The sequence below is a fragment of the Salinivibrio proteolyticus genome (assembly GCF_001996165.1).
Lineage (GTDB): Bacteria > Pseudomonadota > Gammaproteobacteria > Enterobacterales > Vibrionaceae > Salinivibrio > Salinivibrio proteolyticus.
This window is the reverse complement of the sequence record NZ_MUFP01000018.1, coordinates 55,995-78,880: the sequence shown is the minus strand read 5'-3', so window position 1 is coordinate 78,880 and position 22,886 is coordinate 55,995. Positions and strand designations below refer to the sequence as shown.

Sequence of the window (22,886 nt, the reverse complement as noted above, 5' to 3'; positions counted from 1 at the left end):
CCCAATCGTTACGGTAGCGCCTCGACATCTAAATACGAATCACTCTTACAATTGATTGCTGCACATGCTAAATTTCGCCTTTTAGGCGCCAATCATAAGGAGTGTTGATGAACGCGGCCGATCCTAGCTTTGAAGTACCACAACTGCCTGCCGCGGTTGCACTGTCCCCTTTTCCCACTGCTTTAGGCTTGTCAGTGATCCCTGATGATGTGCAAGGCGTGTCGCTTCGGGAACAACTCACCACACCACAAGGTCTCGCACAATGTTTTGCCGCGGTAAACTCGACCTATGGCGATGCCGATAGCCGCGCTCAAGGCACGCTTTTTATCGGTGCCTATGCCTATGAGTTTTTGCTTCCGGTGCTGGCTAGCTGGTTTCAGGCTGGACAGCTCCCCTCGCTAGACTTAGATAACTGGCACGTTAAATACCAACCTACCCGCGTCACTAAACCGAATGGCAAGGAGCTGGTGTATCACAAGCCACATTTTTATCTCAATGCCTTGATTGGCTGGAAACAACCGGCGGCAGAAGAGTGGCTAACTATTTTGCACGGCGCGTTATTACGCCACTTTTCACCTATCGTCGATGCGGTCGCGGAACAAAGCGGTATGCGTGAGGGACCACTTTGGAAAGTGGTTGCCGATTCAATCTGTATTGCCTTTTTGATGGTGGGTAAACATCGTGATTGCGAGCAGGCCGCACGTGAAGCCGCGCTGTCGATCGTCCATCAACGTGGCACCCCGCTTTATAGCAAGCGCAGTGGTTTTCACGATGTGACCGTCTACGACCCGAACGACACGCAAACCGTATTACAAACCCACAGCTTCCGATTGCGCGGCGGCTGCTGCCGGATCTTTACCGTGGATGAACACAGTTATTGTTCAACCTGCTGTTTTTTAAAGCCTGACGAACAAGCTAAGCGCCTCGCAGAAGTTGCGTGTCAGCGTGAAGGCGTGGGGCTGGACACACAGCCTCGCTAACTCAGCGCCACATCGACCCAAACAAGACGATGATCGGAGTGAGCACGCGCATGCTCTTGGCCGTTTTTATCACAAATCAGTGGGTAGTCGGCATCATCAGGCGCAGGCCAAAATACGCCGGTGGCTAATACCGCGAGCTCTCGCGAAGGTAGGACGTAATCGAGACGTAGCCCGCCGTTGTGGGTGGCGATTGCCCTCCCTTTACCATTGATAAAGCGAAAGGCGTGAGACTGGGCCGCCTCACTTTTTGGCACCTGTGCGCCGACAGCGACCTCGGGGTGCACACGCGGATGATTGAGCAAAGCGCCAATGGCTTGCTTATCCCCATCGCCGTAGCTCGGATCTGCATTTAAATCGCCAATCACCACAAACGGCGTCTCGGGGGAAAGACCGCCGTGAGTGCCCTTGTCGTCCACCAGCCAGTCGGCGTTATCCAAAAGGCCAATTAGTTGGTGAATTTCATCACTGTTGCGCCGCCAATTACGCTTTTCCGGTCCATCAAACACCGGTGGTGTGGGATGACAGGCCACCACTTGTATTCGTTCATCACCAACCAGAATCGGCACTGACACCAAGTTTTTCGAGGCGAGACGTAGCGCCTGTTGTGCTTGTTCGGTGTAATAGTCAGCTGGGAGTTGATGGTGAGGTAATTGATGCCACGCAAAGTGCTGCCAAGTGCGAATCGCATCGTTTTCGATGGGATAACGCGATAAAATCACATAGCCAAATTGACCATGATAGTCGCCAAAGCCATGACACTGCTGGGCATTCGTTAAACGTTGATGCTCACTGACCGGCACCGTGAGCTTTAACCCTGTGTTGGTGGCGGGCAAGTAGCGATACGGATAGTCAATCGGCATTTCACCGTGTTGCGATTCAGCCAGATGCCGCTCACAAAATGCGGCGAGCGCACCATCGTCGCCACCGTTGCCCGGATGATCAAACTCGCAAAGCACCACCACATCGGGGCGCACTCGTTGTATGGTTGCCGCGAGGTTTTTGATTTGCCGGCTAGGGGTGGGCGCTAACATCTTTGCTTTGATCTCGCCGGCCTGACGTCCCGCTAGAGACAGGTTGAATTGTGCCAACCTAAGGGTTGAAGGTGCTGTCATAACATCCCAACAATGCGCTACATGATGGGTTATTTTAACAAGCTATCGAGGGCACGACGAATTTGTCGCGCATCTTCTTCAGCACGATGCGGTGCCGGCCCCAATGCCTCCATTTCGCGGCTAAAGTCACGCCGATCGAGATCACTGTGCTTTTTTAGCCATTGATTCACCTCCATTAGGGTGAATGAAGGACGCATGTAGCAGGCTTTGTAAAGCCGCCCCATCCAAAACAGATCCCATTGACTGTCGCACAAAACATGATCAAAAGGCGCGAGGGTCTGGTTGAGATGCTGGCATACATCGAGCACACTGATGCCTTCGCTAAAAAGGCGTTCACGCGAGATCCCATGTATTCGGGTTTCGGCTTCTTTGTCCCAATGGTGCCAATGGCCACTGGCGGTGGAAGGGTCAATCAAAAAACTGTTGCTGTCGCCACTTGGCAACACGTATCCCACTTCGATGGGATAAGATGATAACGACAAACCGGATGCTTCAAAATCCAGTGTCACCCACATACGCGTACTCCTTGCTCATAAACTCTCCTGCATGACTAGGCACTTCCTTTGCCTTGTTAGTTAACTGTAGCCTTTTTGTTGCTACTTCGGTGGGTTGTCGCGCTACTTTTGCGTGCTTGGTTAACTTGTGACTGAAAATCCTGACGTTTTTCATTGAATGCGTCAGTTTTTTCTTATTATGTGACACTATAAACAGTGCTGTGCCAAGGTTTTGTCAGCGGTACGCTATATTTCACTACCGGATTGAATTAGGCTTCGATAACACCCTGCTAAACGCAGTTTGACGTTAAACCGCCATGTTTTAAATAGGAAGCAGCATGAAACAAACGTCTCGCACCATGTCCGCGCGTAAACACGTTGCATTAGTGGCGCACGATCACTACAAAGACGCCTTGAGTGAGTGGGTTAAAAAACACCAAGATGTGCTGAGTCAGCATGAGCTTTATGCGACCGGCACCACCGGGCATATTCTTGCGCGCGAAACCGGATTAACGATCACCCCATTGATCAGTGGCCCGATGGGGGGTGATCAACAACTGGGCGCCATGATTTCTGAACAAAAAATCGATGCGATGATTTTCTTTTGGGATCCGCTCAATGCCGTGCCGCATGACCCGGATGTTAAAGCGCTACTGCGTGTCAGCACCGTATGGAATATTCCCGTTGCCACCAACCGCGCCACCGCAAGCTTTTTGATTACCTCACCGTTATTTGGTCAAGAAGTGGATATTCAAATCCCTGATTATCAAGCTTATTTAGACGAGCGCTTATAATCTTTTACCCCGCACTGTCCGTCGATGACTAATGTCGTCTATGGGTAACAGTGTGGGGACTGTCTCACTGATACCCTTTCAGTTCCGCCACAAACGATGAGGCACGGCCTTTTTGGTGTACTAGCCACACTTGTTTTTGGGCACGCGTCAAGGCGACATAAAACAATCGCCGTTCTTCCGCGTGCTCAATCGGCTCTTCATTTTTTCCCAGTAACGCCTCATCGAGTGAAAGCGAGCGTGGTTTGGCGGGAAATACGCCTTCATCCATGCCGAGGATGAACACATAGTGCGCTTCTTGCCCCTTACTGGCGTGTGCAGTGGTATAGCGAAGCGTCAATGATGGATAAGCTTTTTGCCAGCTTTCTAGCGCGTCAGGACGAAGGGCGTGGGTGCGACCTAGCAGCATCACACTCACCGCGTGCTCTGCTTTGACGTGTTTTTTAGCCAAACTTGCCAGCGTTTTTTCCAACGTATCGTCCGTGATCACCTTGATCGATTTGGGCGTTTTCGCCGATGCCTTGTCTCGCGCGTAATCCAACTGTTTACTGAGCTGCTTGGGGTTTTTCTCAATGAACTGCTGTGCCACACCCCCTAGCGTAGACGGATAGCGATAACAGGTGGTCAGCCAGCAAATTTCACTGTCACCGAAACGCTGTGCAAACTCTGTGGTTAAGCTAACATCGGCACCGGCAAAGCGATAAATAGCTTGCCAATCATCCCCCACCGCATATAACGAGGCGCGCGGTGATTGGGTTTTAGTGTCTGTCTTGCCATGACACAGTGCCTCTAACATTGCCAACCGTGCCGGCGAAATGTCTTGGTATTCATCGACCATGACAAACTGGATGGGCGTGGTGAATTTTCGCTGCTGAAACAGCTTGGTGGCTTGGGTAATCAAGCCGTCAAAGTCAACGGCGTTGTCCGCTTTTAGCACCTGTTTGTAGGCTTGGTACAACGGCCAAATCACGGCAAGTTCATTTTTTAGGGCGGCTTGCTCCTCAAAGCTTGCCAGCTTATCGGTCAACGCACGCTTGGTGGTATTGGCTTGGATCACCCGTGAAAGGCGCGACCAAACCCAAGTGTGCAACCGGCTGTCATGGGCACACGCAGTCAGTTCAGCGTTCTTATCAAGTGGCAGTGTTTGTTGCTGATGCAGTTTATCCCATGCTTTACGGGGAGAGGGCTGTTGCCACTGTTCGGCAAGTGTTTGAGTCAGCCACGCCGCTTTGGCGGTATCATCACTGGCGAGTGGAGAAATCATCGGCGCCTGCCCTTGGTGATCGGCAAGTTGCTGGCGGGCAAAGCCNGTAGTGACATTCACCTCATGACCGGTTTTGGTCTTTATCCGCATTTTCAGTTCTTCAGCGGCATCACGACCAAAGGCCAGCAGCAATAGTTGCTCTGGTTTGGCTTGACCACTTTCAATCAAGTAGGCGGCGCGTGCCACCAATACGCTGGTTTTGCCGCTACCGGGCCCCGCCACCACTAAGGTATGAGATTCATCGGTAAGCACGGCGGCTCGCTGCCCGTCATTCWATGGCGATGATTCGATGCGATCAAACCAAGTTTGCCACTGATTGAGCATCACCGCTTGCCATTGCTGATTGCGCGCCTTGAGCCACTGTTTATCTCCCTGCAAAACGGGAGCCAGTGTCGTCGCCATCACTTCATCTAAGTTAGCCAAGAATGAGGCTGGGATCCCCTCGCCTTCTAGCTTGTCGACTAAAACTTGTTGCGCCTCGCGTAGTTGCGATAAGCGAACATAAGCGGGTGCATTAACCAATTCATCATACTCTGCCAGCAAACTGGGCCGGATCATCGCTAGCCGTTTTTGATAACGGGCAATATAGGCTTGATAACTGCGATAGATGGTTTGCCCTGCCTGCTGGGCACGGTGCCAAGGCAAGCCAAAAACCTCAAAAGGCAACGGATCGCCCTCGTCGGTATAACCGGTGAGCGAAATCGTTCCCCACAGCAACCCGCGCGACACCGTGAGCTGCCCATCCCATGCCGAAAAAGGAATATATTGCCGATGGTGACGAGATTCGAGCAGTAAGCCGTCATCTTCGAGCTGCAAGCTGTAATGGTCGCCATAGACAAGCCATTGTGCCCAGCGGTTTGCGGAGAGTTTCATGCTCATGAGTCAGTGCGTAAAAACGCGCTTTCCAGCCTTGATAAGATGACAGGCATGCTACTGCGCAACTCTCGATAAWTCAATTCACTAGCAATGTGGCTTTCCGCCGCATTACCTATAGCACGCCATGGATTTGACTTGTCGCAAGCTATTTCTAAAAAGCGCGCTAAAACGCGCGGATGACGCTTAGTTTTTCAGTGTCTTTCTGCTATCTTGCCCTCATTGTTGGCTTAATCCGTGTTTTTATGTCCTTTTCGTTGCCACGCTTTCCTTCGATGCCACTGACGCTACGCGAATACTGGGCGAACCATCGTATCAATGACAGTATCCGCGTCCTAATCGCTTTAATGGGGGTTGCCTTTTACGCCGGATACGCCGGTCGTACCGATATTGTCACGCCACTGGTGCTCGGGGTCATCGCTTCAGCATTAGCGGAAGTCGATGATCACCTATGGGGTCGGATAAAAGCCTTGGGCGTGACGCTCACCTGCTTCGCGGTCGCCTCTTTCTCGGTTGAATTGCTTTACGATTGGCCTTGGCTGTTTGCATTAGGGCTAACCGTTTCCAGTTTTGGCTTTATCATGCTGGGGGCCATTGGGGAGCGTTATGGCACCATCGCCTTTGCCTCATTGCTACTGGCGGTATACACCATGTTGGGGATGGAGCAAGGCAGTGATCTGTGGCTTCAACCCATGATGCTGCTCTCAGGCGCATTTTGGTACGGGTTACTATCACTGGCTTGGATTGTGATTTGGCCGCACCGTCCCGTGCAGCATCGGCTCGCGGCGGTCTTTCGCCAAACCGCCACGTACATGGAAACCAAGTCCAGTTTGTTCCATCCGGTCGCCGAATTGGTTCCGCAACCTACCCGCATCGCCGCCGCCAACCAAAATGCGCAAGTGGTGGCCGCACTCAACCAAGCCAAAGCATCATTACTGGCGCGAGCACGACGCGGCCGTCTGACACAGCGGCATCAAACCTTGCTGCAAACGTATTTTATTGCCCAAGACATTCACGAGCGGGTTAGCTCCTCCCATTATCGTTACCAAGATCTTGCCGCCCACTTTTTCCACTCGGACATTTTGTTTCGCTTCGAGGCGTTGCTCAATGTACAAGCACGCGCGTGTCGTGAAGTGGCACAAGCGCTCTCGTTAGGGATCGGCTATCAGCACCATCATGCGGGACAGCAAGCATTAACGGCGATCCAGCAATCAATGGCTTATTTGGCTGAACACGAAGACAATCAGACTCGCATAGCATTGCTGAATCAGCTGCAGTTTTTATATAAGAACTTGGAGACGGTTGAGCAGCAGTTGGCGAGTTTGAGTAACCTCGCAGTTGATAGCCGCGCCCAAGAAAATGAATTAGCTGATCCTGATGCGCGCTCTGTTGGTGAGATGCTCTTTCGCATTCGCCAACAACTGACGTTTCGTTCGTTGCGTTTTCGCCATGCGGTGCGCTTGTCGTTATCGCTCCTCGCAGGCTATGGCGTGATTCAAGGCCTCTCGCTTGAGCATGGCTTTTGGATCTTGATGACCATTCAGTTCGTTTGCCAAACCAATTACTCAGCCACGCGCAGTAAGCTTAAAGAGCGGATTGTCGGCACCGTGGCAGGCTTGCTACTCGGGGTGCCAGCCTTGTACCTGTTTCCCGATCCCAGCAGTCAATTGGCCTTGATGGTCGTCACTGGGGTGCTTTTTTTCGCGTTCCGCACCGTTCAGTACACCCTAGCCACCTTGTTTATCACCTTATTGGTATTGATGTGCTTTAGCCAGTTCGGGGAAGGTTTCGCAGTGATCTTACCGCGTTTGGGCGATACCGTCATTGGCTGTTTAATTGCCGTTGCGGCGGTCCGTTATGTGTTGCCGGATTGGCAAGCGCACCGCCTTCGCGGGATCATGACAGAAGCCTTGCAAGCCAATCGAGACTATTTAGCCCACGTGATTGCCCAATACCGAGTAGGTAAACGCGACACCCTTGCCTATCGGATTGCGCGGCGCCAAGCGCACAATGCGGATGCGGAGCTGACTACCGCGATCAGTAATATGTTGGCGGAGCCCGGCCGCTATCGCACCAACATCGAAGAAACCTTCCGTTTCTTATGTTTAAACAACGCGATGCTAAGCTATATCTCTGCCCTTGGCGCGCATCGAAGCCGGATGGATGATGAGGTCAACCATCAAAAAGTGGCCCAGCTTCACCGTGATATCCACCAAGGGTTAACCCAATTAACCGAGCTACTGGCCCAGCCTACCAACCATGATGCACTGCTGGCGTTACAAACCACTGATGACATGCATCAGACTCACGGCGGCTACGTAGAGCCTGTCGATAACACACCGCTGACGATGGTATTGCAGCAATTGCAACTGATTCAGCGCATGCTGCCAGAGCTTAACCAGTTGACACTTACGCTACGCCAACAAGCTCTGAAGCAAAGTCGCGCATAATTAACGGCGGGGCCGAGCTCCCGCCTTCGGTGACTCACCTTGTGTACCAATACTCACGTTGCGTGCGAATACTCGGTTTGCACGCCAACGTTAAGTCAGCGGGATGTCAATTTACAACAATTTACGTTGTTGACGGTTGAAAGCCCCAGTCGCAGACCGGATATTATTAATACAGCCACCTGAAGTGACTTAACGCTATACCCAAATGACTCGTTTGGAAGCCAGGGTATACACTTATATTTTTAGCGGCTCGTTTAGCCGCATCGCCCGCCTGGAGCAATTATGGCTATTCATGTAGGAATCATCGACTCGGACCCAGTCCGATTGGTCACCCCCGTGTTACACCAGCAACTGCCGGTGAGCAAGTTGGTGTTAATAGGCACCCTTGAGCAAGACCTAGAATTTGAACGCCTCACCCGCGTACTTGCGCCAAAAGGCATCGAAACCGAGTTTTTTGAAATCTCCGATGATATCAATATCCGTGAATTAAAAAGCCAAGTGAAACAACTGGCCGAACAGCTTAGCACCACCTCTGAAGATATCCTTTTTAACGCGAGCTGTGGTCTGCGTCATCAACTGCTGTCTGCTTATGAAGTTTTTCGCACCTATCAATGGCCCAGCTATGTCATTGAGCCTTATAGCGATGAATTATGCTGGTTGTATCCAGACGGGTTGCCACAACAGCAAGTCGAAGACCATATTAGCTTGACCGAATACCTCACGATTTTTGGCGCCCGTTGTGAGCGTCATGATGAAGATGTAGTGGGTTGTTTAACCGATGATATTTATCGTTTGGGCGAAAAATGGGCCAGTAATGCTTATGAATTAGGACCCGGCTTGGCGACACTGAACTATTTAGCCACCACGTGTCGCAAGGAACAGTGCCTTGATGTGACGTTAAGCGAGAAACAGCAAGGCTACCGTGAACTCGGTATGCTGCTTGACGATCTGACTGAAGCTGGGCTCGCGACATACCAAAATGGGGTGCTAACCTTTAGTTGCGAGGAAGCACGTCGCTTTGCCAATGGTGAATGGTTAGAAAGCTACGTGCATTACACCGTCACGTCCATTCAAAAAGAGATGCCAACCATTCAAGATAATTCACTCTCCGTACAAGTATATCGCCAAATTGGCGAGCGCGAAGTGCGTAACGAGCTTGATGTGGCTACCGTGGTCAATAACAAACTGCATATTATTGAGTGTAAAACCAAAGGCATGTCGAGCGATGGCGATGACACCTTGTACAAGCTAGAGTCGCTGCGCGATCTGCTTGGTGGTTTACAGGCGCGAGCGATGTTGGTGAGCTTCCGTCCGTTGCGCCATCACGACATTACCCGAGCTACCGATCTGGGCTTAGCACTGATTGGTCCAGATCAACTCGGTAATTTACGTACCCATCTCTATGATTGGTTTGTCGCCGCCGGTGGCACCGTCGCGATTCGCACTAGCTAACTCGCGTGCTCAGATTGGCCATCATAAAAAAACGCGGCGCTCATGATGAGCACCGCGTTTTTTTGATACCGCAATGTCTGAATTACAGCAGTTTACGAGCAGCTTCAACCACAATCTTGATCGAGCGCGCTTCGGTTTCTTTAAGCGTTGCGTGGTCAGGGATCTCTTTTTGGGTACGATTAATAATCACACCTGCTACACAGCCCGCACGCAGACCGGAGCTAGCACACATGGTAAGTAGCGTGGCGGATTCCATTTCAAAGTTCAGCACGCCCATGTCTTGCCACTCTTGCATCGAGCCTTGGAAGCGACGTACAACACGACCACTGAAGGTGTCGTAGCGCTCCTGGCCAGGATAGAAAGTATCGCTTGATGCAGTCACACCGGTATGAACCGTTGCGCCATCTTCATCAACCGCCGCTTTCATGGCCGTTGCCACATCAAAGTTAGCCACGGCTGGGAATTCCATCGGTGCAAAATGGGTGCTCGCGCCATCAAGGCGAACAGACCCTGTGGTGACGATCATATCGCCGACATTAATGTTAGGTTGAATGGCGCCGGTAGTACCGACACGCAAGAAGGTGCGCACACCCAATTGCGCCAGTTCTTCAACCGCAATCGAGGTTGATGGGCCACCGATACCGGTTGAGCAAACCACCACAGGCTTGCCGTCTAACCAACCTAGGTACAAGGTATACTCGCGCTGAGAGGCAAGAAAGGTTGGGYTGTCCATCAGGTTGGCAATTTTTTCTACTCGCGCAGGATCGCCTGGAATAATCGCAGTAGTGGCGCCTTGTAGGTCGGCATGGTTAACGCCAAGGTGGAATACAGGGGTATCAGACATAATCAGTCTCCTCGCTGGATGCTGTCAGCAGCATCTTCAAATGATTAAAGGCCTGCCAAAGCAGGCCTGAACTCGAAGTTGTTATGCGTCTAGGATACCCAATTCTTCGGGTATTTATGTGACTTTTATCGACCTATTACACTGTCATTCCTTACAGATTTCAGAGTTTAGAGATCGCTATCACTTTATGACAGCATATGCAGACAAGCGCTGTCAGCTTTATTGGCGCTTATCTCGCAACAGCCGTAATGCGTTCAACGTGACCAGCGCCGTCGCGCCACTGTCCGCTAACACCGCCACCCAAAGCCCGGTGATCCCCAAGACACTCGTGACCAGAAAGACACCTTTTAGACCTAACGCAATGGTAATGTTTTGACGGACATTCGCCTGCGTTGCGCGCGCCAGCTGTAAAATCCCGGGCAATTCAGTCAAACGGTTATGACTTAATGCCGCATCAGCCGTTTCAAGCGCAACATCCGTACCACTTCCCATCGCTACGCCTAATTGCGCCGCTTTCATCGCCGGTGCGTCATTAATACCATCTCCCACCATAGCAACACGATAGTGTTTCGCTAGGGCTTCAACAGCATGAACTTTATCTTCCGGCAATAAGCCTGCGCGAAAGTCGATACCCAGCTCTCCTGCAATCTCTGCTGCCGCAGCCGGATTGTCACCGGTTAGCATCACCGGATGAATACCTAAATCACGTAATTGGTTGACGGCTTGCTTGGCATCGCCCCGCAGGGTATCACGCCAGCCAATCAGACCATGCGGCGCACCCTCGACCATGACGACCGCCACCGTGACACCTCGCTGTGCAATCTCACCGGCTTGGTGTCGCTGATTCGGTGTCAGCATGTCATCCGTCAGTCGGTCGAGTGCGATCAGACTAATCCGACACCCATCGACATCCCCTTTCACACCCTGTCCCGCTTGCGCTTGGATGTTGTGTGCGTCTGGCACTTCAATGCCTCGTTCGGCGGTATAAAGCACCAAGGATTTGGCCAATGGATGATGACTACCTCGCTCGATTGCGGTGGCATACTTAAGTAAGTCCTTCTCGTCACCTTGCCATGTCAGCACATCGGTAACGGTCGGTTTCCCCTCTGTGAGCGTGCCGGTTTTATCAAAAGTGACCGCATTGACACTGGCGAGCATTTCTAACGCAGCACCGCCTTTAATCAGTGCGCCTCGACGCGCTGCCGTCGCCAGACCTGATGTGATCGCTGCCGGTGTTGAAATCACCAAGGCACACGGACAGGCAATTAATAGCAGAGCAAGGCCGCGATAGAGCCACTCTTGCCAACTGGCAGCAAAAAACAACGGCGGGACCACGACGACTAATGCGGCAAGCGCAATCATAGTCGGTGTGTACCAACGGCTAAATTTATCGATAAACCGCTCAATCGGTGCTTTTTTCGACTCAGCCTGTTCGATTAAGCGTAAGATCCGGTCAATCGCATTTTCGCCTTGTGCGGATGTGACTGTGAGCTGGACCGTTTTATCAGTCGCAAGGCTGCCTGCCATCACGGCATCACCGACCTCAATATCAACCGGGATGGGCTCTCCCGTTAGCGCACTTTGGTCAAAGCTTGCCATTGCCCCCATCAACTGGCCATCTGCAGGCAAACGCTCACCAGCGCTAATTTCGATCACATCGCCCGGTTGCAGTGCGCTCGCCGCCACGGTTTCACGCTCACCGGATGAATGAACGCGAGTCACTGTCTCAGGAACCAAGGCCATCAGTGACTGAATGCCATCTCGTGCTCGTGAGGCGGCATAACCTTCTAGCCTTTCACCAATCAGGAACAGTACCAGCACCATCGCAGCTTCGGTGGTCTCACCCAAATACAAAGCCCCGAGCGCAGCGATACTCATCAATGTTTCGATAGAAAAAGGTGACCCGCTTTTGACCAGTCGTATCGCTTTGCCCACGATCGGCGCCAGTCCAACTAAGGTCGCCAAAGTAAACAGCGCTCCCGATAAAGGTTCAGACCAATAATGGAGTCCCCACGCCACTATCATGACCGCAATTAGCCCGAATAACAGCGCATCTTGCCGCCACTTTTTCCATCCGGTTAACTCAGGTTGTGTTTGGTTGAGAGCGACGAGAGGAAAGCCCGCTTTTTGGGCGGCTTGTTCAACAGCACGCTCGGTAGAAGCCTGTGCATCATCGGTAAAAGTGACACGCAGTTTCTCCGTCGCAAACATCACCTGTGCTTGCGCTACGCCTGACGTTGCCAGAATGGCTTTTTCGAGTTTCGCGGCACAGCTTGGACAGTCCATACCGGTCACGCCCCACTCGTGCGCATTCACTGAATCGATTGATGTGCGCTCAGAAGGGGTGTCTGCATTTTGTCGCTGAGCATGCGCGTGGCAATGCTCATCCGGATCATCATCGCCGGCGTTACCCTCGCCCTCCGCATGACTGCTGCAACACCCGCTGTCTGGTGCACATTGTGTGGTTCCAACCGCAGAAGTGGTCGGATTCTGATGGTGATGGGGTTGATGACAATGATGCGATCCACAGTGTTTACACATAGTCGGCTCCTTACTGACGGTATATCGAACGTTTATACCTACTATAAGGGTTGGAGCCCACTCCAGAGTCAAGCGATGATCGAAACTAATCGCATTTGTCTTACGTTGTGGGTCGGGGAAAGTGCTTGAATAAAGGGAAAGCGCTGTGATGTGGGGAAAGAAAGAGAGAAAAGTGCGCTCAGTGATCAGCACTGAGCGCGTTCGGCTTACTGAATAATAAAAATGTAGCCCTGCAGAATGATAAGGTTGACAATATCGATGAAGAAAGCACCGACAATGGGCACCACCATAAAGGCTTGAGGCGCTGGGCCAAACCGATTGACAATCGATCCCATATTCATCACGGCTGTCGGCGTGGCACCTAGTCCAAAGCCACAATGGCCACCGGCGATAACTGCCCCAGTGTAGTTACTTCCCATCAACTTAAATGTCACGTAGTAGCTAAATACACCGATCACGATCGACTGAATGGTAAGAATAATCAAAAAAGGCACAGCTAGGTCGAGAATATTCCAAAGCTTCAATGTCATCAGCGCCATGGCAAGGAATAATGACAATGATACTGTCCCGACCATATCAACCGTTTCTGATTCCAACTTTCTAAATTTAAAGATCTCAAGGGTATTAGTAACAATCACACCCAAAAACAAGGCATATACAAAGTCCGGGATCATTAACCACTGAATATTGAAACTATTAACCCATTCTGATAAATAACGCGCGCCCGTAATACAAAGCAATAAGATGAATAAGACTTCGATCACTTTCTTCGCAGTTACTTTGTCTTCTTCATTTTCGTTATAGGTCACCAACTCAGGATACTTCTGATGTGTCGTCGTGCCACGACCATATTCTGATTCCAATTGGTGCTTATTAATCAAGCGTTGAGCAACCGGGCTGCCGATAATGCCACCAATGACCAAACCGAGTGTGGCGGAGGCCATTGCAATCTCGAGCGTGCTCTGGATACCGTATTCATCGGTCAATATCTGTGCCCATGCCGCACCTGTGCCATGCCCACCAGACAAGGTAATGGAGCCAGCCACAAGGCCCATCAGTGGATCCAAGCCAAGCATCGATGCAAAGCTCACCCCAATCGCATTCTGAATAATAATGTAGAAAGAAGCGATAGCGAGGAACCAAAATACTTTTAACCCACCTTTCACCAATTGTTTATAATTAGCCGCTAAACCCACAGTGGCAAAAAACATTAGCATAAAGGTGCTTTTTAACGGCAAGTCAAATTTAAAATCTATACCGTTTGAATGCAGCACTGCAATAACACAGGCAATAATTAATCCGCCGACAATAGGCTCGGGGATATTAAATTTACGTAATGCAGGAATTTTTGAATTAACAAAATGGCCTAGAAAAAGCACACCAATGGCGATCAAAAATGACTCTAGTGCACCAATAGAATTGAGTTGATACATATAACCTCTTTGTTTCTCTCATCACATCCTCCCTGATAATCCAATTTGACCTTTGTCTTTTACCTCATGTTATTCACGTTGAAGTCAATGCTGGCTTCCACATCCCAACGACATCTCAGCATCCTGCTTATCGTTTTTAGTTGTTTGACACTGCGAGTATCTTCAACAGTTACGTGACGCCTCGGTATGTCTGATTCGCGGCACAATAGCAGAAATCTGTGATTTTGGCACCAAGTATCGAACTTTATGCGTCAATATCGCTGCTAATCATTGAATTAACGATGTTATTTACCTCACAGCCAGTGAGTAATGTTGTCGACATTTTCAGCAAAAATCGCCTACATTCGCATCTGTTTGCGACAAATTACGGAGGCGGCGTCGCAGATCGATCGCTAACAACACACCTACAGGTATTGCCAATGCCAAATTAGAGGCCGGATAGGCCAGCCAAACCCCATCCAATTGCCAATATGACGCAAAGAGAAACAAAAACGGAAGTTGCAATGCAATATTGCCGATACTGATCATCAGCGCGATACGTCCATGATGAATGGCTTGAAAGTACGCGGCGGCAACGACAATAAAGCCGTCGAGAAACAGAAGGATCAGATGCAACCTTAGCCCACTGACCGTGCTGTCCAATAAAGCCGGATCGCCACTACCGACAAAGACGCGCGCTAAGGTGTTGGGTAAGCCATTGATCACTGCCACAAAAACAACACCCGTCACTAAGACACAAGACAACGCCATCAATAAGCACCGCTTGATCCAGTGTGGCTGACTGGCACCTGCGTAAAAGCTCACTAAAGGTTGCATCCCATTGGCCACCCCTTCGGCTAGCAAGTAGTACACAATGACCACATAGCCGATCACGGCATACGCCCCTACCGCCAATTTTCCGCCGTGCAGCATTAAAAGGTGATTGTGAACCGCCACCATCACAGCGCTATAACCGTACATAATCCAACTCGCCGCACCAATTGCACAGATATGCCGTGTGATTGACCAAGCCTGTGACCATGACGGCCAAATAACTTGCAGCCGACTCCGCCGAGAAAAAAAGTAGCTGACGCCCACCAGCGTCACCGCCGCTTGCGCTAACGCGGTTGCAATTGCAGCGCCGGTTAATGCCCACTCAAGCCAGACGATAAACACCAGATCAAAACCAATATTGAGCAACGCGCCTAACATCATCAATCGTGTCGCCAAGCCGGGTTGATCGTCGTTACGTAATAAAATGGGCACCGCCATCGAACCGAGGGTAAACACATTGGCCCAAACCAGTACATCTAAGTATTGCACCGCAAAAGCCAGCGGTGCCCGCTCCGCGCCTTGAAGTGCTAGTAAATATTCGCCCCACGCGACCAGTGCGAGGCTAAGAAAAACACTGAAAAGTAGCACTAATCCGATCGCGACCGCGAGCGTGTGATCTCCTGAGGGATCATGCCCTTTTCCTCGTGCAGCACTTATTTTTGCCCCTGCGCCAACACCGACCATCAAGCCTACCCCCAACATGCCTGCGATCAATGGCCAAATTAGGTTAATTCCTGCCAAGCCATCAGCACCCATAACCTGACCGATAAAAATGCCATCAATGACTTGATAAAGACCATTGACCAACATAGCTGCTACGGTAGGTAACGTATAGCGCCAGAACTGGCGTGACAGTGAATGAGGTTGTGCTGGCATTGTCAGATGGTGCGATTGGGTATGATGGCGAGTATCATACCCAATCGCCGATACGGTGCTGAGTTGGGATCAGCACAGTTTGGTATAGCGCACGTGCTGGTGATATTGATAAATTACATTGTTTCTTGGCACGAAAGCACGCAAAGATGAACGCCTTAGCCGCTTCTCCCCTCAAAGAAGCGGCATAAGACGCTTTAGTCTTTCATTTAGACGGGATGCGTGAGGCACTCTCCCATTTGAGTACTGATCGCACGGAGCACGTCTCGCCGAGTGATAATCCCCACCAGTTTACCGTCATCGACCACTGGWTAAAGCTTGGGCTTGGTAGGCATCATCATTTCGGCCAGCTTAATGATGCTGTCTTCTGATTGCACCGCGAGTGCATTCTGCGTCATACAATCAGACACAGAGTGAGAGTCTTGACAGTGATAACTGTCTCTGAGCAATTGCTGCAGCATATCTTGCTCAGAAATAAAACCGACTAGATGCTTGTTGGCATCAATCACAGGTCCACCGGTTTGTTGGCTCCGCAGCAATTTTTCCAGCGCACTGGATAATGGCATATCTGGCGAGAATGTCACCGGCCGCTTGTTCATATAATCTTTGACTTTGATCGACTCCATGTCGCCCCCTCTTCAATGCTTAACTCACGCCATATACCTGCTAACCACGTCATGTCGAAAAGAGTATGCCGCGCAGCACAGCTATGGTTATCCCGTTCTTTAAGTGTTGTCTAAGTTGGCGAAATGTCTAAATCACTTTGAGCAATTTGTGTGATTGGACAAAGCAATGATATGACGTGATTGCTTTATACCGGCTTCACACGCCTCTCAGCCTCACTTGCAACAAGACAAGCTCGCACGCCCTTCTCTTTTTGTTTTGTCACAAATTGTTAAATAAAACAGCCATAGGGGTAGCTAGGGTTTCATCGATTTCATACCGTATCAAAAATAAATGGATGGTATTCAAAATGATGGCGATTCACGCATGGGGATGGGAAAAAAACGATGAAAATTATTGCGGTTTACAGTAACAAAGGTGGTGTGGGCAAAACGGCGACGTCGGTGAATATGGCACATTTGATGGCAGAAAGCGGCTATCGCGTCTTACTTTGCGATCTCGACCCGCAAGGCGCGTCATCGTTTTACTTTAAACTCAAGCCATCCAAGTATTTAGGACAAGACAGCTTCTTTACTCGTGATAAGAAGTTTAAAAAGTCCATTCAACCCAGTCACTACCCTAATCTTGATGTGGTGCCAGCGCACCATGATTTTAAAGACTTCGATATTTTTCTAGCCTCACAGAAAAGCGGGTCAAAAAGTCTCTTCAAACGTCGATTTAAAGCGGTCAAGGATGACTACGATATCGTGATACTCGATTGCCCACCCACTCTATCCGCTCTGTCTGATGCGGTATTCCGCCATTGTGATGAACTGCTTACCCCCGTGATCCCGACGACGCTCTCTGAACGCACGCTTGAGCAGCTTTATCAATATTTTATCGCGCATGATTTTGATGTGGCGCGTATTCACCCCTTTTTCTCGATGGTGCAGAAAACAAAGCGCTTACACGTCGACACCATGCATCGGATGCAGAAACAATACCCTGCTATGTTGGATTCTCATGTGCCCTTTAGTAGCGATGTAGAAAAAATGGGCGTGACCTGTGCGCCTGTCACCGATATCGGCAAGGGAACCGCTGCAGCCATGTATTATCGTCGATTATGGCGGGAGTTCGCAGCGCGCGTGCTTTCCGATCAACACGCCGCATAGACGAGTAGAATGAACGCGGAGCCATTCCACATCACCACCCTAATAACTGATACAACTCACCGGTTCTCACGGCGCGATGGGCATGCTCAATGGTCCCTTCGCGCGCCCACGACTCAATGACCGGCGCAATGATTGGCTGCACTTGGCTCCAGTTTTGTCCGGCTTGTATGTCCGGCAAGTACAAGAGCCGCAGTAACAAGCCGTCTAAGCCCGTTAATAGTTGTTCCGGCGTGCGATCATTAAAAATGGAAGGAAACACGTTATCGTCGTCATTGGGTAGTCCCATGATCTGGGTCAGCTCTTCAACCACACAGGCAACTAACTTACCTTTTGATCTTGCCAAATCAACCGGGATCACAACGGCTGCACGCCGTATCCAGCCGTTTTTATCAACGGCAAAGTTAGCCGCACAGACCGCTTTGCGTAATGGGGTGACATCGTTGGTTTTAAAGTATTGCCGCGCATCGTCTAAAAAGCGTTGGTGGTTGGTAAATACAATGGTCAGATTAGCGGCTTTAGGGTGCGAAGCCGGTATAAAGTTTATCCCCGTCAAGCTTTGCAAATGATCAAGGTGGTAGCGGACGAGTTTATCGTGAAGCTCGCTGTCGCTGACGACATGCGACACGGTATAGCGCACAGAGTCCTTCCACTTACGAATACCATGTTCACCTTTCACATATTCACTCTTCAGCGCAATTCGGTGAAAAGCATCAAGTATATAGTTAGGCTGCTGCCAAGGTTGACTTGTTGCAAAGGCACTCAGTGACATGCCCCATAAAATTATCCCGATACCAAGTCGATAGATCCAAAACAAAGTAGATCGCTCCATGATCATGCTAAACGGCCAAGACAGCGTAGCACAGCGCTTATTATTCACTGAAAAGTAAGTTGTTAAATTTATGTTTCGTCACTCAATGCCTGCTTTTTCTTACCTTATCTGTTGAACATGGAATGGGCGTACCATTTTTCTAGACATTTTTTGAACCAGATCCTCAATTTGATAGCGATCACATTTTTAGTTATTGAGTAATGTGGATAGTAACAGGCGATTTGACTCACTAACTCGAGGATTCTATGCGTAAAACACCGCTCGCACTCTTGCTCCCCTTTGCGTTTTCCGCTCAAGCCGCCACTATCGTTGACGCCTCTGATTTGGATCTTAGCCAAGCACTAGACGCCAATACGGCACGCTCAGCAATGACAGCAGCCCCTGCACTCAGTTTTCGTGAAAAGTCGCGTCTGCAAGTGGGCAATCAATCACTGGTCCGTAAACAGCAACTGCACCATGGCATCCCGGTTTACGGTTATTCCGTGGTGGAAAACACCGCCGCACGAGGCTTTGCGCCAAGCGTCAAAGGTGACGTTGTCACTGATATCGAACAAGATATTGGTGGCACACTCCCCATGATTAACCAGCAGCAGGCTATTGCGATTGCTCAAGGCCAGACAAGCCAAGGCGCTCGTCATTTTCACCAAGCGAATGCAAATACGGAATTATTGATTTGGTTAGATGCACAACAAACAGCGCGTCTCGTCTATAAAGTTGACTACCTTGCCAGTGATAACGGTCATCCTTCTCGTCCGATGAAAATCGTCGATGCGAAATCGGGAGATATATTAGATAGCTGGGAAGGCATCGCCCACCTAGAAGCTGGCGGCCCCGGCGGTAACCAAAAAAGTGGACGCTATACCTTCGGCCCTAATACCCAACTGGGTGGCTTTGAGGTCAACCGCTACTGTCAAATGGATAGCCCCAACGTTGTGACGGTCAACATGAACAATCAGGAATGGGGCGGAAACGTGCACCAATTTAGTTGCCCCCAGAACAACTACCGTCAAGTTAATGGTGCCTATGCACCCATGAACGATGCGCAGTACTTTGGACAAAAAGTCTTTGAAATGTATCAAGATTGGCTCGGCGTGCGCCCTATCCGTCAAAAGCTCACCATGCGTGTTCATTATGGTCAGAGCTATGGCAATGCATTCTGGGACGGACAACAAATGACCTTTGGTGACGGCAACGGCAGCATGTATCCGTTAACCACTTGGGATGTGATTGCCCATGAGGTCAGCCACGGTTTTACTGAGCAAAACTCAGGGCTCGAATATCGCGGCATGTCGGGAGGCATGAACGAGTCGTTCTCCGATATCGCCGCCGCGGCACTCGGCCAGTATGTTTATGGCGACTTCAACTGGAAAATGGGTGAAGACGTGATGAAATATAGCGATGCGATGCGCTATTTCATCAATCCAAGCCAAGATGGACGCTCCATTGGTCATGTTAACCGTTACTATCCTGGCATCGACGTGCACTTTAGCTCAGGTATCTTCAACAAAGCGTTTTACCATCTTGCCACCAGCGCAGAGTGGAATATTCAAAAAGCGTTTACCGCGTTTGCCACCGCCAACCAATTGTACTGGCAACCTAACTCGAGCTTCCAACAAGGCGCTGATGGCGTATGTGAAGCCGCGAAAGCGCTAAACTATTCTGCCGGCGCTGTCAGCCAAGCCTTTGCCGAAGTTGGCATCCAAACCCAAAGCTGCCAAGGAACCGGTGAAACCCCCACCCCAAATCCAGATCCGCAACCGACGCCTGACGTCGAACCACTCACTTTCGATCAGCCGGTGGAGCTTCACGGCTACGCAGGCACGGCTCACCAGTTTGTGATTAAGAATGCGCCACGCGGTACGGTATGGCTGCAAACGTATCGTGGTCAGGGTGACGTTGAGTTATATACGGCGGTTGGCCGTCCTGCGAGCGCCGAGGATCATGACTGTGCGTCTACCAACGCGGGCAACGAGGAATACTGTGGCTTTAGTGAGATTCAGGGAATGGATCTATATGTCACCGTCACCAGCAAGGTGGATTACTCCACAAACGTGATTGCACGCCTTGATGACCGTGGTATTGAGCAAAACCGCTGTAGCAACGTCCCTAGCTGGGGAACCTACAACTATTACTACTCCGGCGTCAGCGTTCAATACCAAGGGCATCTGTTCCAAGCGGCACAAGATAACTGGGGCATTGATCCGTTCTCGAATCAATGGGTTTGGCAATATCAAGGAAGCTGCCAAGGCTAATATCGCTGTTTTGTTGATTTGCGGCTAGCCACGGCTGGCCGCTCTTTTATGAGAGTTTCGCACACCATTTCCTCACGACTGTGATCACTCCAAGATTCTGCCCTCTCCCTGAAAGTGACATTCGCATTACTGCTTCTTTACATCTATGTTAATGATTATTGGTGATAATCAGATAATTGGGCAGATTGAATGCATCTGACGATTTTTTCTAACACATTTCGCGCCAAGCTTGTGGCGCTGCTGTTCTTATTGTGTTCCCCACTCGTTTGGGCCATGCAAGGCAATGCTGAGAACATTCAGTATCCTAGCATGATCATGGGATTACTCGGCGGGCTGGCGCTGTTTCTCTATGGCATGGACAAAATGTCTAATGCCCTCAAAAGCGCCGCTGGTAGTCGATTAAAAACCTTACTCGCCAAACTAACCACCAATCGCGTGGCTGGGGTGCTCACCGGTGCCGGCATTACCGCCACGATTCAATCATCTTCCGTTACCACGGTATTGTTAATTGGTTTTATCTCAGCAGGCCTGATGTCACTTGCCCAAGCGACTGGGGTCATTATGGGTGCCAATATTGGTACCACGGTTACTGCGCAAATTGTTGCCTTTAAGATCACCAAAGCGGCGTACGTGATGGTCGCTGCGGGCTTTCTCACCCAATTTATCGCCAAAGCGGACCAAACCAAACACTACGGTAATATGCTGTTCGGCCTTGGTTTGATTTTTCTGGGCATGAATGTGATGAGCGATGCCATGTCACCGCTGCGAGATTATCAGCCCTTTATCGACGCGATGGCAACCATGGATAACCCTCTGCTCGCGATCTTACTTGCGGCGCTGTTCACCGCATTAGTTCAATCGTCTTCAGCAACAACCGGGATCGTGATTGTCCTTGCAGGACAAGGCTTTATTTCATTGGAAAGTGGTATTGCCCTTGCGATGGGCGCCAATATTGGTACCTGCGTGACAGCACTTCTCGCCTCTATCGGAAAATCCCGAGAAGCCAAACAAACCGCCAGCATTCATATTCTTTTTAATATCATCGGCGTCATGATTTGGCTGCCACTGATCTCGCTATTAAGTGATTGGAGCGTCGCGCTCTCTCCAAGTCACCCACAGCTGACAGGAGTTGACCGTTTAGGTGCTGAACTGCCGCGACAAATTGCCAACGCCAATACATTGTTTAACGTACTAAACACACTGATCATGCTGCCATTCGCTAGTGGTTTTGTTTGGTTAGCGAAAAAGATTGTACCACGCTCGAAAAAACCACTCAGCAGCGACCAGCCCATTATCACGCCCAAATATCTGGCGAAAGAGTTATTGATGACGCCGGATATTGCGATGGATCAGGCGCAACTTGAGATCGGCCGTATTGGACGGCGGGTCTGTAATATGATGAATACCTTGCCGCCACTTACCTCAAAACTGGCAAGCCAGCCACAACGCGACGCAGCGATCGCCGCATTGAAACAAATTGATGAAATCGAAAATCAGGTCGATGCCCTGCACGGACACATCTTGTTTTATTTAGGCAGGCTGCGTAAAGAACCACTCAGTCACGCGCAGAGCCAACGACAAATGGCGTTAATTAGCATGACCGACCAACTGGAGAGCATTGCGGACCTGATTGCTAATACGCTAATCCCGATAATGGAAAAATCTCTCAACGCTGAAATCACGATCAGCAATAAAATGCGTGCAACCCTTGATGTGATGCAAGAAAAAGTGACCCATGCGTTGCTGGATTGTGTCAATGCGATTCGGCGAGGCGACGATAAGCGCGCTAAGCACGTCTTGCATGCGAAGCGCGAGCTGAACGCCCTGCTTGATAAAGTTCTCGCCCATCAAGCTGAGCGTCTGGTGGAGGATGATGCCAACCGCTTACAACTGTTTAGTATTGAGATGGAGTGGACCGAGTCTCTCAAACGTGTTTATACCGTCACTAAACGGATCGCGAAGTTGCATCTGCGCGAAAAAGAAGCTTAGCGCTTTATCGATTGGGCAATATTGATGCATGAATAGCAGAATAGACAAAGAAAACGGAACCAAGCCCTAACTTTTGGGCTTTATAACCCAAGCATGTCGGTAAAATCGTTATAACGGCTCC

At 50.3% G+C, this 22,886-nt stretch carries 16 protein-coding genes; 7 read left to right on the top strand and 9 right to left on the bottom strand.

Annotated features, from left to right (window positions below; translation table 11 throughout):
- The first annotated feature begins 107 nt into the window (after positions 1 to 107).
- Positions 108 to 980, top strand: a complete 873-nt coding sequence (locus tag BZJ19_RS13335) for a ferric iron reductase (RefSeq protein ID WP_077675981.1) — start codon at positions 108 to 110, stop codon at positions 978 to 980.
- Here BZJ19_RS13335 and BZJ19_RS13330 read toward each other — a convergent pair.
- Positions 977 to 2,092 (bottom strand): endonuclease/exonuclease/phosphatase family protein, encoded by a 1,116-nt coding sequence (locus BZJ19_RS13330; protein ID WP_077675980.1) that lies wholly within the window; start codon positions 2,090 to 2,092, stop codon positions 977 to 979. The two genes, BZJ19_RS13335 and BZJ19_RS13330, sit on opposite strands and share 4 nt — an antisense overlap.
- Before the next feature lie 29 nt (positions 2,093 to 2,121).
- Complete coding sequence (locus BZJ19_RS13325; RefSeq protein ID WP_077675979.1) at positions 2,122 to 2,607, bottom strand: 3'-5' exonuclease family protein; 486 nt, start codon at positions 2,605 to 2,607, stop codon at positions 2,122 to 2,124.
- Positions 2,608 to 2,924: 317 nt separating this feature from the next.
- On the opposite strand from BZJ19_RS13325, the gene BZJ19_RS13320 reads away from it, so the two are divergent.
- Complete coding sequence (locus tag BZJ19_RS13320) at positions 2,925 to 3,380, top strand: methylglyoxal synthase (protein WP_077662925.1); 456 nt, start codon at positions 2,925 to 2,927, stop codon at positions 3,378 to 3,380.
- A 64-nt stretch (positions 3,381 to 3,444) separates the two neighbouring features.
- On the opposite strand, the gene helD is transcribed toward BZJ19_RS13320, so the two are convergent.
- Positions 3,445 to 5,514: a DNA helicase IV gene (gene helD / locus BZJ19_RS13315; RefSeq protein ID WP_157891198.1), complete on the bottom strand. Its 2,070-nt coding sequence runs from the start codon at positions 5,512 to 5,514 to the stop codon at positions 3,445 to 3,447.
- Between the two features lie 275 nt (positions 5,515 to 5,789).
- On the opposite strand from helD, the gene yccS reads away from it, so the two are divergent.
- Both yccS and BZJ19_RS13305 read left to right on the top strand, forming a co-directional pair.
- Positions 5,790 to 7,964: a YccS family putative transporter gene (gene yccS / locus BZJ19_RS13310; RefSeq protein WP_102136140.1), complete on the top strand. Its 2,175-nt coding sequence runs from the start codon at positions 5,790 to 5,792 to the stop codon at positions 7,962 to 7,964.
- Between the two features lie 282 nt (positions 7,965 to 8,246).
- The gene (locus tag BZJ19_RS13305; RefSeq protein WP_069588325.1) at positions 8,247 to 9,416 is read left to right on the top strand and encodes a Card1-like endonuclease domain-containing protein; all 1,170 of its coding nucleotides are present in this window, start codon (positions 8,247 to 8,249) and stop codon (positions 9,414 to 9,416) included.
- Between the two features lie 82 nt (positions 9,417 to 9,498).
- On the opposite strand, the gene udp is transcribed toward BZJ19_RS13305, so the two are convergent.
- The 5 genes from udp to BZJ19_RS13280 all read right to left on the bottom strand — a co-directional run bounded on the left by udp (position 9,499) and on the right by BZJ19_RS13280 (position 16,546).
- A complete protein-coding gene (gene udp / locus BZJ19_RS13300; RefSeq protein ID WP_077675977.1) occupies positions 9,499 to 10,260 on the bottom strand; it encodes a uridine phosphorylase in 762 nt (253 codons plus the stop codon).
- A 219-nt stretch (positions 10,261 to 10,479) separates the two neighbouring features.
- Positions 10,480 to 12,801: a zinc/cadmium/mercury/lead-transporting ATPase gene (locus BZJ19_RS13295; protein ID WP_077675976.1), complete on the bottom strand. Its 2,322-nt coding sequence runs from the start codon at positions 12,799 to 12,801 to the stop codon at positions 10,480 to 10,482.
- 206 nt (positions 12,802 to 13,007) lie between these two features.
- Positions 13,008 to 14,234 carry a sodium/glutamate symporter gene (gene gltS / locus BZJ19_RS13290; RefSeq protein ID WP_077675975.1) on the bottom strand — a complete coding sequence of 409 codons (1,227 nt, stop codon included), beginning with the start codon at positions 14,232 to 14,234 and terminating at the stop codon, positions 13,008 to 13,010.
- Positions 14,235 to 14,558: 324 nt separating this feature from the next.
- The gene (locus BZJ19_RS13285) at positions 14,559 to 15,923 is read right to left on the bottom strand and encodes an MATE family efflux transporter (RefSeq protein ID WP_077675974.1); all 1,365 of its coding nucleotides are present in this window, start codon (positions 15,921 to 15,923) and stop codon (positions 14,559 to 14,561) included.
- Between the two features lie 206 nt (positions 15,924 to 16,129).
- Positions 16,130 to 16,546, bottom strand: a complete 417-nt coding sequence (locus BZJ19_RS13280; RefSeq protein WP_077675973.1) for a CBS domain-containing protein — start codon at positions 16,544 to 16,546, stop codon at positions 16,130 to 16,132.
- 384 nt (positions 16,547 to 16,930) lie between these two features.
- Between BZJ19_RS13280 and BZJ19_RS13275 the strand changes: the two genes are divergently transcribed.
- Positions 16,931 to 17,695: a ParA family protein gene (locus BZJ19_RS13275; RefSeq protein WP_077675972.1), complete on the top strand. Its 765-nt coding sequence runs from the start codon at positions 16,931 to 16,933 to the stop codon at positions 17,693 to 17,695.
- A 31-nt stretch (positions 17,696 to 17,726) separates the two neighbouring features.
- Here the strand turns inward: BZJ19_RS13275 and BZJ19_RS13270 are convergent, their stop codons facing one another.
- Positions 17,727 to 18,509: a DUF2927 domain-containing protein gene (locus tag BZJ19_RS13270; protein ID WP_162274223.1), complete on the bottom strand. Its 783-nt coding sequence runs from the start codon at positions 18,507 to 18,509 to the stop codon at positions 17,727 to 17,729.
- 260 nt (positions 18,510 to 18,769) lie between these two features.
- Between BZJ19_RS13270 and BZJ19_RS13265 the strand changes: the two genes are divergently transcribed.
- A complete protein-coding gene (locus BZJ19_RS13265; RefSeq protein WP_077675970.1) occupies positions 18,770 to 20,776 on the top strand; it encodes a M4 family metallopeptidase in 2,007 nt (668 codons plus the stop codon).
- 189 nt (positions 20,777 to 20,965) lie between these two features.
- Complete coding sequence (locus BZJ19_RS13260; protein ID WP_235608238.1) at positions 20,966 to 22,765, top strand: Na/Pi cotransporter family protein; 1,800 nt, start codon at positions 20,966 to 20,968, stop codon at positions 22,763 to 22,765.
- The last annotated feature ends 121 nt before the right edge of the window (positions 22,766 to 22,886 follow it).